Raw genomic sequence first — 17,603 nt, 5'->3', positions numbered from 1 at the left:
CAAAATGGCAAGAGTAACAAAAAAGCAAAAAGAAGCAAGAGCTAAAGTTGATAGCAATAAAGCTTATTCTTTATCAGAAGCTTCTGCTTTAATCAAAGAAATAACAAGCACAAATTTTGATGCGTCTGTTGATATCGCTGTTCGTTTGAACGTAGATCCTCGTAAGGCAAATCAAATGGTACGTGGTGTAGTAACTTTACCACATGGTACAGGTAAAGATGTAAAAGTACTAGCATTAGTAACTCCAGATAAAGAAGCAGAAGCAAAAGCTGCTGGTGCTGATTATGTTGGATTAGATGAGTACCTTGATAAAATCAAAGGTGGTTGGACAGATGTTGATGTAATCATCACTATGCCTAGCGTTATGGGTAAATTAGGACCATTAGGACGTATTTTAGGACCTCGTGGATTAATGCCTAACCCTAAAACAGGAACTGTTACTATGGATGTAGCAAAAGCAGTTTCTGATGTGAAAGCTGGTAAAATTGACTTTAAAGTTGATAAAACTGGTATTATTCATGCAGCAATTGGAAAATCATCATTCGATGCAGATAAGATTGCTGGAAATGCAAAAGAATTAATAACAACATTAGTGAAGTTAAAGCCACAGGCTGCGAAAGGTGTATATATTAAGTCAATATACATGTCTAGCACAATGAGTCCTGGAGTGCAAGTAGATTCTAAAAACTTTGCTGGGTAATTAAGATAAACAATTATGACAAGAGAAGAAAAATCACAAATAATTGAAGACTTGACTGCTCAGTTGGCTGAAAATTCAAATATCTATTTAGCTGATATTTCAGGTCTTGATGCTGTAGCTACTTCAAACTTACGTAGAGCTTGTTTTAAAGCAGATGTATCTTTAACAGTAGTTAAAAACACTTTCCTAGCAAAAGCTATGGAAAAGTCTGATAAGGAATTTGGAGAATTACCAACTGTATTAAAAGGTAATACTTCTATTATGTTCTCTGAAACTGGAAACGCTCCAGCTAAAGTGATCAAAGAATTCCGTAAGAAGCAAGAAAAACCAATCTTAAAAGGAGCTTTCGTAGAAGAAGCAATCTTTGTAGGAGACGAGAACTTAGAAACACTTGTTAACATCAAGTCTAAAGAAGAAGTTATCGGAGACATCATTGGATTACTTCAATCGCCTGCTAAGAACGTTGTTTCTGCACTTAAGTCAAGTGGAGGAAAACTTGCAGGTATCCTTAAAACATTATCCGAAAAAGAAGGATAATCCAAAAAAGTACGCACTTTTTAACAATTATATAGAATTAAAAATTATTTAAAACGATAGAAAATGGCAGATTTAAAAGATTTCGCAGAACAATTAGTTAACTTAACTGTAAAAGAAGTTAATGAATTAGCAGATATATTAAAAGAAGAGTACGGTATTGAGCCTGCTGCTGCAGCTGTAGCTGTTGCTGCTGGTGGAGGTGCTGCTGGTGAAGCTGCTGAAGAGAAAACTGAATTTGATGTTATCCTTAAGGCTGCAGGAGGTTCTAAATTAGCTGTTGTAAAATTAGTTAAAGAATTAACTGGACAAGGTCTTAAAGAAGCTAAAGGATTAGTTGATGATGCACCAAGTACTATCAAAGAAGGTGTTTCTAAAGACGAAGCAGAAGCTCTTAAATCTCAATTAGAAGAGGCTGGAGCTGAAGTTGAGCTTAAGTAAGCTTTACATAAACAAACTATTAGGTTTAGGCCTGGAGAATACTCTCTAAGGTCTAAACCCTTTTGTGTATATAAAGCTATAATTGAATATAATACACGCCCATTTAATCATTTTAATTTAAATTCCGTCCATTGATGTTAGCAACGCAAACTGAAAGATTGAATTTCTCATCTGTAAAGACAAGACCAGAATATCCAGATTTTCTAGATATTCAGATCAAATCTTTTCAGGATTTCTTTCAATTAGATACAAAGTCTGAAGAAAGAGGAGACGAAGGTTTATATAATACCTTCATGGAAAACTTTCCTATTACGGATACCCGTAATCAATTCGTATTAGAGTTTTTAGATTATTTCGTTGATCCGCCACGTTATGTTCTTCAAGAGTGTATAGAGAGAGGTTTAACGTATAGTGTGCCGTTAAAAGCACGTTTAAAATTATATTGTACAGATCCTGAACACGAAGATTTTGAGACTATCGTTCAGGACGTGTATTTAGGTACTATCCCTTATATGACTCCTAGTGGTACTTTTTGTATTAATGGAGCAGAGCGTGTAGTAGTATCTCAGTTGCACCGTTCACCTGGTGTATTCTTTGGACAATCGTTCCATGCAAATGGAACAAAATTATACTCTGCCAGAGTAATTCCGTTTAAAGGTTCTTGGATAGAATTCGCTACCGATATTAATAGTGTAATGTATGCTTATATCGATAGAAAGAAAAAGTTACCAGTAACCACACTTTTCCGTGCTATTGGATTCGAAAGAGATAAAGATATTTTAGAAATATTTGACCTTGCAGAAGAGGTTAAAGTTGCTAAAACTACACTTAAGAAAACATTAGGACGTAAATTAGCTGCACGTGTATTAAATACGTGGCATGAAGATTTTGTAGATGAAGATACAGGTGAAGTAGTTTCTATTGAGCGTAACGAGATTGTATTAGATCGTGATACTATTCTTGACGAAAGTCATTTAGAAGAAATCATCGATTCTGGTGTTAAAACAATCTTACTTCACAAAGAAGATAGTCAAAAAGGAGACTATGCGATTATCTATAACACATTACAGAAAGATCCAACCAATTCAGAAAAAGAAGCGGTTGAACATATATACCGTCAATTACGTAATGCAGAACCGCCTGATGAGGAAACTGCAAGAGGTATTATTGACAAATTATTCTTCTCTGATCAACGTTATAACTTAGGTGAAGTTGGTCGTTATAGAATGAATAAAAAATTAGGTCTTGATATCGATATGGATAAGCAAGTGCTTACTAAAGAAGATATCATTACGATCATTAAATATTTGATTGAGTTAATTAACTCTAAAGCAGAAATTGATGATATTGATCACTTATCAAACCGTCGTGTACGTACAGTAGGAGAGCAATTATCTCAACAATTTGGAGTTGGATTGGCACGTATGGCTCGTACTATTCGTGAGCGTATGAACGTTCGTGATAACGAAGTATTTACACCAATTGATTTGATTAATGCTAAAACATTATCATCTGTAATTAACTCTTTCTTTGGTACAAACCAGTTATCTCAGTTTATGGATCAAACAAATCCATTAGCAGAGATTACGCATAAACGTAGGTTATCAGCATTAGGACCAGGAGGTTTATCACGTGAGCGTGCAGGTTTTGAGGTACGTGACGTTCACTATACACACTATGGTCGTTTATGTCCGATTGAAACACCTGAAGGACCAAACATTGGATTAATTTCATCATTATCTGTGTTTGCAAAGGTTAATTCAATGGGATTCTTAGAAACTCCTTACCGTAAAGTAGAAGATGGTAAAGTTGATGTAAATAACTTTAGATACTTAAGTGCAGAAGAAGAAGAAGGACAGTTAATAGCTCAAGCTAATATTCCTTTAAAAGATGATGGTACTATAGAAAGCGATAAAGTAATTGCACGTATGGAAGGTGATTTCCCTGTGATTGATCCTCAAAATGTGAATTATGCCGATGTAGCACCAAACCAGATTGCTTCTATTTCAGCTTCTTTAATTCCATTCTTAGAACATGATGATGCGAACCGTGCATTGATGGGATCAAACATGATGCGTCAAGCAGTTCCATTATTAAGAGTAGATGCACCTATCGTAGGTACTGGGTTAGAGCGTCAAGTAGCTTCAGATTCTCGTGTATTAATTAATGCAGAAGGAGCAGGAGTTGTTGAGTATGTTGATGCTCAAAAAATAACTATTAAATATGATAGAACTGATGAGCAAAGATCAGTAAGCTTTGATTCAGATTCTAAAACATATAAATTAATTAAATTCCGTAAAACTAACCAGGGTACTTCTATCAACCTTAAGCCTATTGTTAAAGTTGGAGATAGAGTAGCAAAAGGGCAAGTTTTATGTCAAGGATACGCAACTGAAAAAGGAGAACTTGCTTTAGGAAGAAACATGAAGGTAGCCTTCATGCCTTGGAAAGGTTATAACTTTGAGGATGCGATTGTAATTTCAGAAAAAGTTGTTAGAGAAGATATCTTTACTTCGATTCATATTGATGAGTATTCATTAGAAGTAAGAGATACAAAATTAGGTAATGAAGAATTAACTAATGATATCCCTAATGTATCTGAAGATGCAACAAAAGATCTTGATGAAAACGGAATGATCCGTATTGGGGCAGAAGTTAAACCAGGTGATATTCTTATTGGTAAGATTACACCTAAAGGAGAAAGTGATCCTACACCAGAAGAAAAATTATTAAGAGCAATCTTTGGTGATAAAGCTGGTGATGTTAAGGATGCTTCTTTAAAAGCTTCTCCATCATTACATGGAGTTGTAATTGATAAGAAATTATTCTCTAGAGCTATCAAAGATAAGCGTAAGAGAGCTCAAGATAAAGAAGATATAGCTGTACTTGAAACTTCTTATGAAACTAAGTTTGAGTATTTAAAATCTCAATTAATTGAGAAATTATTTGCTCTTATTGGTGGTAAGACTTCAAACGGAGTTCAAAATGACCTTGGAGAAGATGTAATCCCTAAAGGGAAGAAATATTCTCAAAAGTTATTAAATAACATTGATGATTATTCACATTTAACTAAAGGTGACTGGACTTCAGACGATGCTATTAATCGTATGGTTGATGATTTAATTCACAACTATAAAATCAAAGAAAACGATCTACAAGGAAACTTACGTCGTGAGAAATTCACAATTTCTGTTGGAGATGAATTACCATCAGGAATCATTAAATTAGCTAAAGTTTATATAGCTAAGAAACGTAAATTGAAAGTTGGAGATAAAATGGCAGGACGACATGGTAACAAAGGTATTGTTGCTCGTATCGTTCGTCAAGAAGACATGCCTTTCTTAGAAGATGGAACACCAGTAGATATAGTACTGAATCCACTAGGGGTACCATCGCGTATGAACATCGGACAGATATATGAGACGGTGTTAGGATGGGCAGGTCAAAAGCTTGATCAAAAATATGCAACACCTATTTTTGATGGAGCTACATTAGATCAAATCAATGAGATAACAGATAGAGCAGAGATTCCACGTTTTGGACATACATATTTATATGATGGAGGAACAGGACAGCGATTTGATCAACCAGCAACAGTAGGAGTTATCTATATGCTTAAATTAGGGCATATGGTTGATGATAAGATGCACGCACGTTCTATAGGACCATACTCTTTAATTACTCAGCAACCATTAGGAGGTAAAGCTCAGTTTGGAGGTCAGCGTTTTGGAGAGATGGAAGTTTGGGCGCTAGAGGCTTATGGTGCTTCTAGTACATTACGTGAAATATTGACAGTGAAGTCTGATGATGTTATAGGAAGAGCTAAGACATACGAAAGTATCGTTAAAGGTGAAGCTATGCCAGAACCAGGATTACCAGAATCTTTCAACGTATTGATGCACGAATTAAAAGGTCTAGGTCTAGATATTAGATTAGAAGAATAGTAATGCCTTTATGAGGATATTCTTTAATACAAAGAATATCCTCAATAAAGAGTTATCACAAAAAAATTACAATAAATTCTTAACTACCATATATTATGGCAAGAAAAAATGATAAGAATGCAGTAAAGAGGTTTAATAAAATCTCTATTGGTTTAGCCTCTCCAGAGTCGATTCTTGAAGCGTCTAATGGAGAAGTATTGAAGCCAGAAACTATCAATTATCGTACGCACAAACCAGAGCGTGATGGTTTGTTTTGTGAGCGTATTTTTGGACCTGTAAAGGACTTCGAATGTGCTTGTGGAAAATATAAAAGAATTCGCTACAAAGGTATCGTTTGTGACCGATGTGGTGTTGAAGTAACAGAAAAGAAAGTACGTAGAGATAGAGTAGGACACATTAACTTAGTTGTTCCTGTTGCTCATATCTGGTACTTCCGTTCGTTACCAAATAAAATAGGGTATTTACTTGGGTTACCATCTAAGAAATTAGATATGATTATTTACTACGAGCGTTATGTAGTAATTCAACCAGGTATTGCCAAAAATGAAGATGGAGAGCCAGTTCAAAAAATGGATTTCCTTACAGAAGAAGAATATTTAAATATCTTAGATAGTCTTCCTCAAGAAAATTTATACTTAGAAGATACAGATCCTAACAAGTTCATCGCTAAGATGGGAGCTGAGTGTCTTATCGAAATCCTAAGACGTATCGATTTAGATGCACTTTCTTACGAATTAAGACATAAAGCAAATAACGAAACATCTAAGCAGCGTAAAACTGAGGCTTTAAAACGTTTACAGGTTGTAGAATCTCTTAGAGATGCAAACAAAAACAGAGAAAACAAGCCTGAGTGGATGATCATGAAAGTGGTTCCTGTAATTCCGCCAGAATTACGTCCATTAGTACCACTTGATGGAGGTCGTTTTGCAACTTCTGATTTAAATGATTTATACCGTCGTGTAATCATACGTAACAACCGTTTGAAGCGTTTGGTAGAAATTAAAGCACCAGAAGTAATCTTACGTAATGAGAAACGTATGTTACAAGAATCTGTTGATTCATTATTTGATAACACACGTAAATCATCTGCAGTAAAAACAGATTCTAATAGACCTTTAAAATCTTTATCAGATTCTTTAAAAGGTAAGCAAGGACGTTTCCGTCAAAACTTATTAGGAAAACGTGTTGATTATTCTGCACGTTCTGTGATTGTTGTAGGACCAGAACTTAAATTATTTGAGTGTGGTTTACCAAAGAATATGGCAGCAGAACTTTACAAGCCATTTGTTATTCGTAAATTAATCGAACGTGGTATTGTAAAAACAGTAAAATCTGCTAAGAAAATTATTGATAGAAAAGAGCCAGTAGTATGGGATATTTTAGAAAATGTACTAAAAGGACATCCAGTATTACTTAACCGTGCTCCTACGCTTCACCGTTTAGGTATTCAAGCATTCCAACCTAAACTTATCGAAGGTAAAGCGATACAATTACACCCATTAGTATGTACGGCATTTAACGCCGATTTTGATGGGGATCAAATGGCGGTACACTTACCATTAGGACCAGAGGCTATTCTAGAAGCTCAATTATTGATGTTAGCATCACATAACATCCTTAACCCAGCTAATGGATCTCCGGTAACCGTACCTTCTCAAGATATGGTATTAGGATTATACTATATGACGAAGTCACGTAAGTCTACGCCAGAATTAGAAATCAAAGGAGAAGGATTAACATTCTACTCTGCAGAAGAAGTTAATATTGCATATAATGAAGGTCGCCTTGATATTAATGCAAATATTAAAATCAGAGCAAAAGATTTTAATGAAGAAGGAGAACTTGTTTATCAAATAATAGAAACTACTACAGGTAGAGTATTATTTAACGAAAAAGTACCAGAACAAGCTGGATTTATTAATCAGGTTTTAAATAAAAAAGCATTAAGAGATATTATTGGTGATATCCTTAAAGTGACGAGTGTACCAGAAACTGCTGCTTTCCTTGATGAAATTAAAGGATTAGGTTATGGATTTGCTTTTAAAGGAGGTTTATCATTTAGTTTAGGGGATATTATTATTCCACCAGAAAAACATCAAATGATTGCCGATGCAAATGCTCAGGTTGATGGTATTATAGGAAACTATAACATGGGACTTATTACTAATAACGAACGTTATAATCAGGTAATTGACATTTGGACAACAACAAATGCGCAATTAACAGAATTATCGATGAAACGTATTAGTGAAGATCAGCAAGGATTCAACTCGGTATATATGATGCTTGATTCTGGAGCCCGTGGATCTAAAGAGCAGATTAGACAGTTAACAGGTATGCGTGGTCTGATGGCAAAACCTAAAAAGTCTAACTCTGGTGGAGGTGAAATTATCGAAAACCCGATTCTTTCTAACTTTAAAGAAGGTCTTTCGATTCTTGAATACTTTATCTCTACTCACGGTGCACGTAAAGGACTTGCCGATACGGCCCTTAAAACTGCCGATGCAGGATATTTAACACGTCGTTTAGTTGATGTAGCTCAGGATGTTATTGTAAATACTGAAGATTGTGGTACATTAAGAGGTGTTGAAGTTTCTGCGTTAAAGAAGAACGAAGAGATTATAGAATCTTTAGGATCTAGAATTGTAGGTAGAACAGCTCTTAACGATATAGTAAACCCATTAACTCACGAAGTGCTTGTTGAAGCAGGTACAGAGATTGATGAGGATATGGTGAAGAGAATTGATGAATCTCCTATAGAGAAAGTAGAAGTACGTTCTGCTTTAACTTGTGAAGCTAAACGTGGTATTTGTGTGAAGTGTTACGGACGTAACCTTGCTACAGGTAAAACAGTTCAAAGAGGAGAAGCTGTAGGAGTTATAGCAGCACAATCAATTGGAGAACCAGGAACACAGCTTACACTACGTACCTTCCACGTAGGGGGTATTGCAGGTAACATTTCTGAAGAAAATACGCTTAAAGCGAAATTCTCAGGAAGAGTTGAAATAGATGAATTAAAGACTGTAATGGGAGAGAATGCAGAAGGACAACCAATTGAAGTGGTGATCTCTCGTACATCTGAAATCAAAATTATAGATAAAACTACAGGAATTGTATTAAGTACAAACTTGATTCCTTACGGATCAGAATTATTCGTAAAAGATGGTCAAGATATTGAAACAGATACAGTAATCTGTCAGTGGGATCCTTATAACGGTGTGATCATCTCAGAATTTGCAGGACAAATTAGATATGAAAATATTGAACAAGGTGTTACTTATCAAGTAGAAATTGATGAACAAACTGGATTCCAAGAAAAAGTAATTTCAGAATCTCGTGATAAAAAGAAGATTCCTACATTACATATTGTAGGTAAAGGTGACGAAGTATTACGTTCGTACAACTTACCAGTAGGAGCTCACTTAATGATTGATGATGGAGACAAAATTAAAGTTGGTAAAATTTTAGTTAAGATTCCTCGTAAATCAGCTAAGGCAGGGGATATTACCGGAGGTCTTCCTCGTGTAACAGAATTATTTGAAGCACGTAACCCTTCTAACCCAGCTGTAGTAAGTGAGATTGATGGAGTTGTTTCTTTTGGTAAAATCAAGCGTGGTAACCGTGAGATTATTGTAGAGTCAAGAACAGGTCAGGTTAAGAAATACTTAGTAAAACTTTCTAATCAGGTACTTGTACAAGAAAATGACTTTGTAAGAGCAGGAATGCCATTATCAGATGGATCTATTACTCCAGAAGATATCTTAAAGATCAAAGGACCATCTGCTGTACAACAATACTTAGTAAATGAAGTACAAGAAGTATATCGTTTACAAGGGGTGAAGATTAATGATAAGCACTTCGAAGTAGTTGTGCGTCAAATGATGCGTAAGGTAAGAATTGTTGATCCAGGAGATACAATTTTCTTAGAGAATCAATTAATTCACAAATCAGACTTCATCGAAGAGAACGATAAGATCTTTGGATTAAAAGTTGTAGAAGATGAAGGAGATAGTGAAAACCTTAAAGCTGGACAAATTATTTCAATTCGCGATTTAAGAGATGAAAACTCAATCTTAAGAAGAGAAGATAAGAATTTAGTATCAGCTAGAGATGTAGTTCCAGCTACAGCTACTCCAATCCTACAAGGTATTACTAGAGCGTCGTTACAAACGAAATCATTTATTTCGGCAGCGTCGTTCCAGGAAACAACTAAAGTATTAAATGAAGCTGCAGTTAGCGGTAAAGTTGATTCTTTAGAAGGATTAAAAGAAAATGTAATTGTAGGTCACAGAATCCCTGCAGGTACTGGTATGAGAGATTACGATAATATTATTGTAGGCTCAAAAGAAGAGTACGATGATAGAATGGAGCAAAAAGAAGTTAATTTTAATTAATTATGGCAGATAACAATAATCAAAAACAAAATCAACTCAACATAGAGTTAGATGAAAGTATTGCAGAAGGAGTATATAGCAACCTGGCAATCATTAATCATTCTGTATCTGAGTTTGTAGTAGATTTTGTGAGCATTATGCCAGGAAGGCCTAAAAGTAAGGTGAAGAGTAGAATTATTCTTACTCCGCAACATGCCAAAAGATTACTAAAGGCACTTAATGATAATGTGAAGCGATTTGAAGCTGCTCATGGAGAGATTAAAGATTACGAGCAACCATCTATTCCGTTAAACTTTGGACCAACAGGACAAGCCTAACAAATAGATAAAGATAAAAAGAGGCATTATAGATTTTCTATAATGCCTCTTTTGTTTTATAAAAGTTTCGAGTTTATTTTTTTGTATATTATTAGTAAAAAATAGACGATGAGTGACCGTATTAAAGAATATGAAGAATTTTATCAATTCTATCTTTCAGAACATAAGAATAAAACGAGTAGAGTTTTACATTTTGTAGGAACGTTTTTAGTGTTACTATTATTAGGTATAGGATTGTTTTCTAGTTGGGGATACGAATGGTTTTTATTACCAATTACAGGCTATGGTTTTGCATGGGTAGGACATGCCTTTTTCGAAAAGAATAAACCAGCTACATTTAAATACCCTTTTTGGAGCTTGTATTCAGATTTTAAGCTTTTTTTCGAAATCTTGTTAAGAAAACGATCATTTGATAGTAGAAAGGACTAGAAACAAAAAATCAAGCCCAGAATGAACTTGATTTTTGTAATGTTATGTATATATAGATTAAAATTCTGATGTAAAATGAAAAATAATACTTGGGAATTTTTGTTGAGTCATTTGTAGACTGAAAGACGAATCTGCTAAGAATACTAATTGACCTTGTTTATCTTTGGCTAAGAATTTACTCTTTACACGTTTAAACTCTTTGAACTCTTCACTTTTTTCATCTTCAGCTTCAACCCAACATGCTTTATGTACATTAAGATTCTCATAAGTACATTTTGCTCCATATTCATGTTCTAAACGATATTGAATAACTTCATACTGAAGAGCACCTACCGTTCCGATTACTTTTCTACCATTAAGTTCTAATGTAAATAATTGAGCAACACCTTCATCCATTAATTGATCAATACCTTTGGTCAATTGTTTAGATTTCATTGGATCTGCATTATTGATATATCTAAAATGCTCTGGAGAGAAACTAGGTATTCCCTTATATAATAACTTCTCACCAGAAGTTAATGTATCACCAATTTTAAAATTACCAGTATCATGTAATCCTACAATATCACCAGGATAAGATGTATCTACAATTTGCTTTTTTTCCGCAAAAAAAGCGTTAGGACTAGAGAATTTTAACTTTTTACCTAAACGAGTATGTAAATAAGGAACATTACGTTCAAAAGTCCCAGAAACAATTTTTATAAAAGCTAAACGATCTCTGTGTTTTGGATCCATATTGGCATGTATTTTAAATACAAAACCAGTAAATTTTTCCTCTTCAGGATGTACTATACGTATATCACTTTCTTTTGAACGAGGAGAAGGTGCTATATCAACAAAACAATCTAGTAATTCACGCACACCAAAATTGTTTAATGCCGAACCAAAAAATACAGGTTGCAATGTCCCTTCTTGGTACGCTTTCTCATCAAATTGAGGATAAACACCATCCACTAATTCTAACTCACCTCTTAAGTTATCTGCAGCATCATCACCAATAAGTTCGTTAAGTTCTGTAGAATTAAGATCAGAGATTTCAATAGTTTCTTCAATATTCTTTCTACTGTCTCCACTAAAAAGATTAACATTTTTTTCCCAGATATTATAAATACCTTTGAAATCATACCCCATTCCGATAGGGAAACTAAGAGGTGTTACCGTCAACCCTAATTTTTGCTCAATCTCATCTAGTAGTTCAAATGCATCTTTTCCTTCACGATCAAGTTTATTGATAAAAACAATCATAGGAATATTACGCATACGACAAACCGAAACTAGTTTTTCAGTTTGTTCCTCAACCCCTTTTGCAACGTCAATTACAACAATAACACTGTCAACAGCAGTTAATGTTCTAAAAGTATCTTCTGCAAAATCCTTATGCCCAGGAGTATCAAGTATGTTTATTTTGATTTCTTTATATTCAAAAGCTAAAACAGAAGTAGCAACCGAGATACCACGTTGCCTTTCAATTTCCATAAAGTCACTAGTAGCACCTTTTTTAATCTTGTTTGATTTTACTGCACCAGCTTCTTGAATAGCTCCTCCAAATAATAATAATTTCTCTGTTAAAGTAGTCTTTCCTGCATCCGGGTGTGATATAATACCGAATGTTCTACGTCTTTTTATTTCTTCTGTGAATTTCATTTTTAAGCGCTAAAGCTGCAAATATAAGATATATAGCGCAGAGAAGAATTCATAAATAGATATGTTTTGAGTAAAATAAAAATCCGTTTATCGACATATTTATGCATTTAATCGAAAAGTAAACGTTAATTGTCTAGGAGTCAGACTTCAGTGCTAATAATATTTATTTCTTTGTATAACGTAGTATATTTATGGTAAAACCGTATTTTTATTTGAATCGAAAAATATGGCTAATATACTCAGACTAGTAATAATGAGTATAAGTACGTGTTTTTTTATTTGTAAAGATTGATTTTATTTGCATGATATTAATGTATGGTAAATCCATATAGTAAATGTATATATTCCTCAAAACGTTAACATTTCTAAACAGTAATTGTATGATTGAAATTACTCTAATTAATTTAAAAAACTTAAGATTGAAAAATCTTTTCTTTCTATTTCTGTTTTTGGCAGGAATAGGATTGATGAATGGGCAAACACAGACCTTGTGGTTTAAATCAGATACAGGTGTTCAAGTATCAGGAAGTGCAGCCTCAGATGGGCAAACTATAGATTTATGGTTAGACCAAGCCACAGCTGATGGAAGTCAAAATGGAGGAGCAGCTTCTGCTCATCCTGGTCAGAGTGAATCTAATTTACCTGGATTTCCTATGTATGTATACAATACAGCCAATAGACTTAATTTTAATCCAGTAGTAAGATTTGATGCAAGTGCAAACAGTGGAGCAGGAGAAGCTGTTCAATTTAATACTCCAGCTGTTGGTAATCAAACTGTTTTTGTTGTTTTTAGAGGTGTTAATGGTAAGAACAACAACCATTATGATCAAGAATTGTTATATGGGGGAGATATAAGTAACCCTAGTAGCGGACAAGGAGGAAATCGATCTGATTTATCTTTTACAGTAAATAATAATGGCGCTGTTGCTGTAGGAGGAGGAAGATCAGGAGACTTTGACTTTGATGGAAATGTTGATTTGCAGCAACGACCAACAATAGGTGTGATGACAAGAAGTGTAGGGGGATCAAATTCTGCTACATTTAATATGTATGTTAACGGAGCTACAGAAGTAAATTCACAAACAACAGGGAATACAGGCTCTGGAGATAATTTAACAACACCCCAAAGACTTGGAAAACAAAATTCTGGTACAACAGGTAATCTTAATGGAGATATAGCCGAAGTGCTAACGTTTAATAGTGTTTTATCTCAAGTAAATAGAAGAGAAGTAGAATCGTATTTGGCAATCAAATACGGAATAACATTAAATGGAGGAAATGATATTTTAGGTTCTAATGTTGGAAATAATAATTATAATTACCTTGATTCTAATGGAAGTGTAATTTGGACAGCAGAATCTAATTATATATACGATATAGCAGGTATAGGAAGAGATACCGGTTATAGCTTAGATCAAAGAATTTCTAAAAGTGTAAATTCAAATACAATAGTAACAATGTCTACTAATACCGATTTATCTGCCGGTAATTTAGACAATACAAGAACAGCTATAACAGGAGATAGAGAGTTTTTAATTTGGGGAAATGATCATGATGATGACAATACTGTTGAAGAAATAACTTCTGAACTTCCGAGTAGTGTAATCTCACGAATAGATAGAGAATGGAGAGTTCAAAAGGCTGGTAGTACAATAACCAATGTAAGTGTAGAAGTAGATTTAAGCGGAGTAACACATTCTGGATCATTAAGTTCATTAAACTTGATGATAGATACAGATAATGATGGGAATTTTGCAACAGGTACAATAACTTTTGTACCTGCTACGTCGTTTTCGGGAGGTAGAGTACAATTTGATAATGTTAATTTTTCGAACAATAATGTATTTACTATAGCTACTCAAGTTAATTTAGATACCGATTTTGATGGAATAGCTAATGCTGTAGATAATTGCCCAACATTATCCAATGCAGATCAAACAGATTTTGATGGAGACGGAATAGGGGATAATTGTGACTTAGATGACGATAATGATGGGATTTTAGATACGGTTGAATGTACAGCTAACTTTACATTAATCACGTCTGCTATTGCAGGATTACCAGATCCAGGTTCTGGAACAGGTCCAGCGACAAATGTAACAACAGATATTTCTTCAACTTTTGGATATCCAGCAGGAAGTATTATTCTTACTGTAGAAGATGGATATAGAAGAGGAAACAGATTCTCTGTAACTAATGGATTGTCTACTAATTTTAGATTGTCAGGAACAGTAAAAGCATTTATAGCAGTAGAACACTTTAGAGGAGGAGTTACACAAAATACAGATAGTAGAACAGATGGAATTATTTCACTTGATAATGTTGAATATAGTTTAGTATCGTCTTTAGATAGTGGATTTACTCATATAGTGCAATTAGCAACAAATAGTAGTGAAAATCACAATTATCGAGTACGTTCTACAATGAACAATACGACAACTAACTCAGAACATTTTAGATGGGAATCCAATACAGTAGTAACAGGAGTAACAGTTTTTACTACGGTTACGTCTCCTAGCTCAACAAATCACACGAATAATTATCAATTATACATTAAAGTATGTGAGGATACAGATGGTGATGGAGCTCCAGATTATTTAGATACAGATGCAGATGGGGATGGATGTAATGATGCTAATGAAGCATATAATACAAGTTATTCAGATTTTGTAGCTAACCCTGCAGATTCTAATAATGATGGTACTTATGGAGGTGTAATAACAAATGCTAACGTAAATGCAGATGGAACAATTGCAGGATTAACATATACCACCGATGCAACAAGACTAGCAAATGTAAAAGATAACACAGCTAGTGTTTGTATGACTGATATAGATACAGATAATGACGGGGTATTAGATATAGATGATTTAGATGATGACAATGACGGAATATTAGATACAGTAGAAACAGGAGGAACAGACCCTAATACAGATGCCGATGGAGATGGGATTCCGTTATATCTTGATGATGATGATAGTGATGCAGGAATAGGAGATGATAATAATGCGGTAGAAAGTGCATTTGATTTTGATAGTGATGGAATTCCTAATCATTTGGATCTAGATTCAGATAACGATGGTATTCCAGATAATATTGAAGCACAATCAACAACAGGTTATATTGCTCCTAATCCAGATTCTGCTGCAACTTTATTAGCAAATGATGGAGTTAACTCAGCATATCTAGGTGGACTTTCTCCAGAAAATACTGATAATACAGACAATCCAGATTATCTAGACTTGGATAGTGATAATGAGGGAGGAAATGATACTGCAGAAGCAGGTTTAACACTTAGTGGTACAGTAGGTACTAATGGATTAGATAATAATTATGATAATGGAGATGACTATACAGATGTTAATGGAAGTTTTGATGATTCACAAAATGATAATTTTCCAGATGTAGATTCAGATGTAGCTACAGGAGGAAATGTTGATTTTAGAGATAGCATGACACCATTAGGATGTCCTACAAGATTTTATCAAGTAGTAAGTGGGCAGCTTAATGAATATAATATAGCTACTGGAACATATATTCCTATTGGTGCAGTTGAAGAAAGATATAATGCATTAGGATATAATACAGAAGATGAATTCTTATATGGATTAATTACAGAAGGAGAACCTAATGAATTTAATCTTGTTAGAGTAGATGTAAACGGAAATATAGAGTTATTAGGTGTTCCTCAAAATGGAGGAGGAGCTTTGTTATCTGCGGGTAATGAGAATCAAAAAGCAGGAGATTTTGATAGTTCAGGTAATTTATGGACAAGATCTTTTGAAACAGGTAAGATTCATAGAATAGATGTTTCTGCTACACCTCCTACTTTTGAAACATTTACAGTATCGCCTAGTTTAGGGAATGTAGCAGATCTAGTATTTATTAATGATAGGTTCTATGGCGCATTTCAAGGAGAATTGTATGAATTTGATATCACACAAAATCCAGTAATTGCAACTCAAAAAACAGTAACAGGATTACCTAATACTGGTTTTGGAGCGGCATTTACAGATGCAGCAGATAACTTGTATGTATTATCAAATGGAGGAGGATTGTATATAATTAACGATTATACATCAGCTACACCTTCCGCATCACAATTAGCAAACTCTGTTGTTACTTCTCAAAACGATGGGGCGAGTTGTCCAGGAGCTCCTGTTCCAGTAGGAATAGCTTTAATTAAGACAGGAACTTTTAATGATGAAGATGGAAATGGATCATTTAATATAGGTGAAACTATAACGTATAATTTTGAAGTTAGAAATACAGGGATACTTACGATTAATAATATTACAATTACAGATCCATTAGTTACAGTAAGTGGAGGGCCAATTAACTTGGCAGGTGGAGCAGTAGATAATTCAACATTCAGTGCTACATATACGATTACAGCTGCAGATATTGTTGCAAAACAAGTAGAGAATCAAGCAACAGTTACAGGTACAGCTGTAACAGGTTTCCCTGTAACAGATTTATCAGATGATGATAATGTAGATGAAGATGATCCAACAATTATTCTTAATACCGCAGCGCCAAGTATGAACTTGAGTAAGGTAGATGTGTTAGACTTAGGAACAGATGGAATATTAAATGCAGGAGATGTAATCAACTATACAATAACAGTAAGCAATACCGGAAATGTAACGTTGAGTAATATAGAAGTGACAGATCCAAATGCAACAATAACAAGCGGAAGTCCAATAGCGAGTTTAGCACCAGGAGCAAGTGTAGACGTACTAGCCAACCATGTGTTAACGCAAGCAGAGATCGATAACGGAAGCTATAGTAACCAAGCGACAGGAGAAGGAGACAGTCCAAGTGGAACAGACGATGTAAGTGATGTATCCGATGATCCAGACGATAGTACAACGACCACAGATGATCCAACAGTAACAACATTACCAGCAAACCCAAGTATGAACTTGAGTAAGGTAGATGTGTTAGACTTAGGAACAGATGGAATATTAAATGCAGGAGACGTAATCAACTATACAATAACAGTAAGCAATACTGGAAATGTAACGTTGAGTAATATAGAAGTGACAGATCCAAATGCGACAATAACAAGCGGAAGTCCGATAGCGAGTTTAGCACCAGGAGCAAGTGTAGACGTACTAGCCAACCATGTGTTAACGCAAGCAGAGATCGATAACGGAAGCTATAGTAACCAAGCGACAGGAGAAGGAGACAGTCCAAG

9 protein-coding genes are annotated in these 17,603 nt (G+C 34.6%); 8 read left to right on the top strand and 1 reads right to left on the bottom strand.

Annotated features, from left to right (window positions below; translation table 11 throughout):
* Positions 1–4: 4 nt before the first annotated feature.
* The 7 genes from rplA (at position 5) to ACYEKI_RS07500 (ending at position 10,759) form a co-directional block, all read left to right on the top strand.
* On the top strand, positions 5–700 hold the full coding sequence (rplA, locus tag ACYEKI_RS07530; RefSeq protein WP_459210568.1) for a 50S ribosomal protein L1: 696 nt from the start codon (positions 5–7) through the stop codon (positions 698–700).
* A 15-nt stretch (positions 701–715) separates the two neighbouring features.
* Positions 716–1,237, top strand: coding sequence for a 50S ribosomal protein L10 (gene rplJ / locus ACYEKI_RS07525; RefSeq protein ID WP_459210567.1), 522 nt, complete (start codon positions 716–718; stop codon positions 1,235–1,237).
* A 63-nt stretch (positions 1,238–1,300) separates the two neighbouring features.
* Positions 1,301–1,675 carry a 50S ribosomal protein L7/L12 gene (gene rplL, locus ACYEKI_RS07520; RefSeq protein WP_459210566.1) on the top strand — a complete coding sequence of 125 codons (375 nt, stop codon included), beginning with the start codon at positions 1,301–1,303 and terminating at the stop codon, positions 1,673–1,675.
* A gap of 134 nt (positions 1,676–1,809) precedes the next feature.
* On the top strand, positions 1,810–5,619 hold the full coding sequence (gene rpoB, locus ACYEKI_RS07515; RefSeq protein WP_459210565.1) for a DNA-directed RNA polymerase subunit beta: 3,810 nt from the start codon (positions 1,810–1,812) through the stop codon (positions 5,617–5,619).
* 95 nt (positions 5,620–5,714) lie between these two features.
* Complete coding sequence (rpoC, locus tag ACYEKI_RS07510) at positions 5,715–10,013, top strand: DNA-directed RNA polymerase subunit beta' (protein ID WP_459210564.1); 4,299 nt, start codon at positions 5,715–5,717, stop codon at positions 10,011–10,013.
* Between the two features lie 2 nt (positions 10,014–10,015).
* The gene (locus ACYEKI_RS07505; protein ID WP_459210563.1) at positions 10,016–10,330 is read left to right on the top strand and encodes a DUF3467 domain-containing protein; all 315 of its coding nucleotides are present in this window, start codon (positions 10,016–10,018) and stop codon (positions 10,328–10,330) included.
* Between the two features lie 108 nt (positions 10,331–10,438).
* Positions 10,439–10,759 (top strand): Mpo1-like protein, encoded by a 321-nt coding sequence (locus tag ACYEKI_RS07500; RefSeq protein WP_459210562.1) that lies wholly within the window; start codon positions 10,439–10,441, stop codon positions 10,757–10,759.
* A gap of 57 nt (positions 10,760–10,816) precedes the next feature.
* Here ACYEKI_RS07500 and ACYEKI_RS07495 read toward each other — a convergent pair whose 3' ends face one another.
* Positions 10,817–12,403: a peptide chain release factor 3 gene (locus ACYEKI_RS07495; protein ID WP_459210561.1), complete on the bottom strand. Its 1,587-nt coding sequence runs from the start codon at positions 12,401–12,403 to the stop codon at positions 10,817–10,819.
* A gap of 380 nt (positions 12,404–12,783) precedes the next feature.
* Here ACYEKI_RS07495 and ACYEKI_RS07490 point away from each other — a divergent pair.
* On the top strand, positions 12,784–17,603 hold a 4,820-nt coding region (locus ACYEKI_RS07490), incomplete at its 3' end, for a DUF7507 domain-containing protein (RefSeq protein WP_459210560.1).

Source organism: Aquimarina rhabdastrellae (assembly GCA_947387485.1).
GTDB lineage: Bacteria > Bacteroidota > Bacteroidia > Flavobacteriales > Flavobacteriaceae > Aquimarina.
The sequence above is the reverse complement of the archived record's forward strand: the minus strand, read 5'-3'. Positions and strand labels throughout refer to the sequence as shown.

What these genes read in the sequence shown, in the direction of transcription:
- ACYEKI_RS07495 (WP_459210561.1), bottom strand. Translation starts at nt 12,403, where the DNA reads ATGAAATTCACAGAAGAAATAAAAAGACGTAGAACATTCGGTATTATA.
- rplL (WP_459210566.1), top strand. Translation starts at nt 1,301, where the DNA reads ATGGCAGATTTAAAAGATTTCGCAGAACAATTAGTTAACTTAACTGTA.
- rpoC (WP_459210564.1), top strand. Translation starts at nt 5,715, where the DNA reads ATGGCAAGAAAAAATGATAAGAATGCAGTAAAGAGGTTTAATAAAATC.
- rplA (WP_459210568.1), top strand. Translation starts at nt 5, where the DNA reads ATGGCAAGAGTAACAAAAAAGCAAAAAGAAGCAAGAGCTAAAGTTGAT.
- ACYEKI_RS07500 (WP_459210562.1), top strand. Translation starts at nt 10,439, where the DNA reads ATGAGTGACCGTATTAAAGAATATGAAGAATTTTATCAATTCTATCTT.
- rpoB (WP_459210565.1), top strand. Translation starts at nt 1,810, where the DNA reads ATGTTAGCAACGCAAACTGAAAGATTGAATTTCTCATCTGTAAAGACA.
- rplJ (WP_459210567.1), top strand. Translation starts at nt 716, where the DNA reads ATGACAAGAGAAGAAAAATCACAAATAATTGAAGACTTGACTGCTCAG.
- ACYEKI_RS07505 (WP_459210563.1), top strand. Translation starts at nt 10,016, where the DNA reads ATGGCAGATAACAATAATCAAAAACAAAATCAACTCAACATAGAGTTA.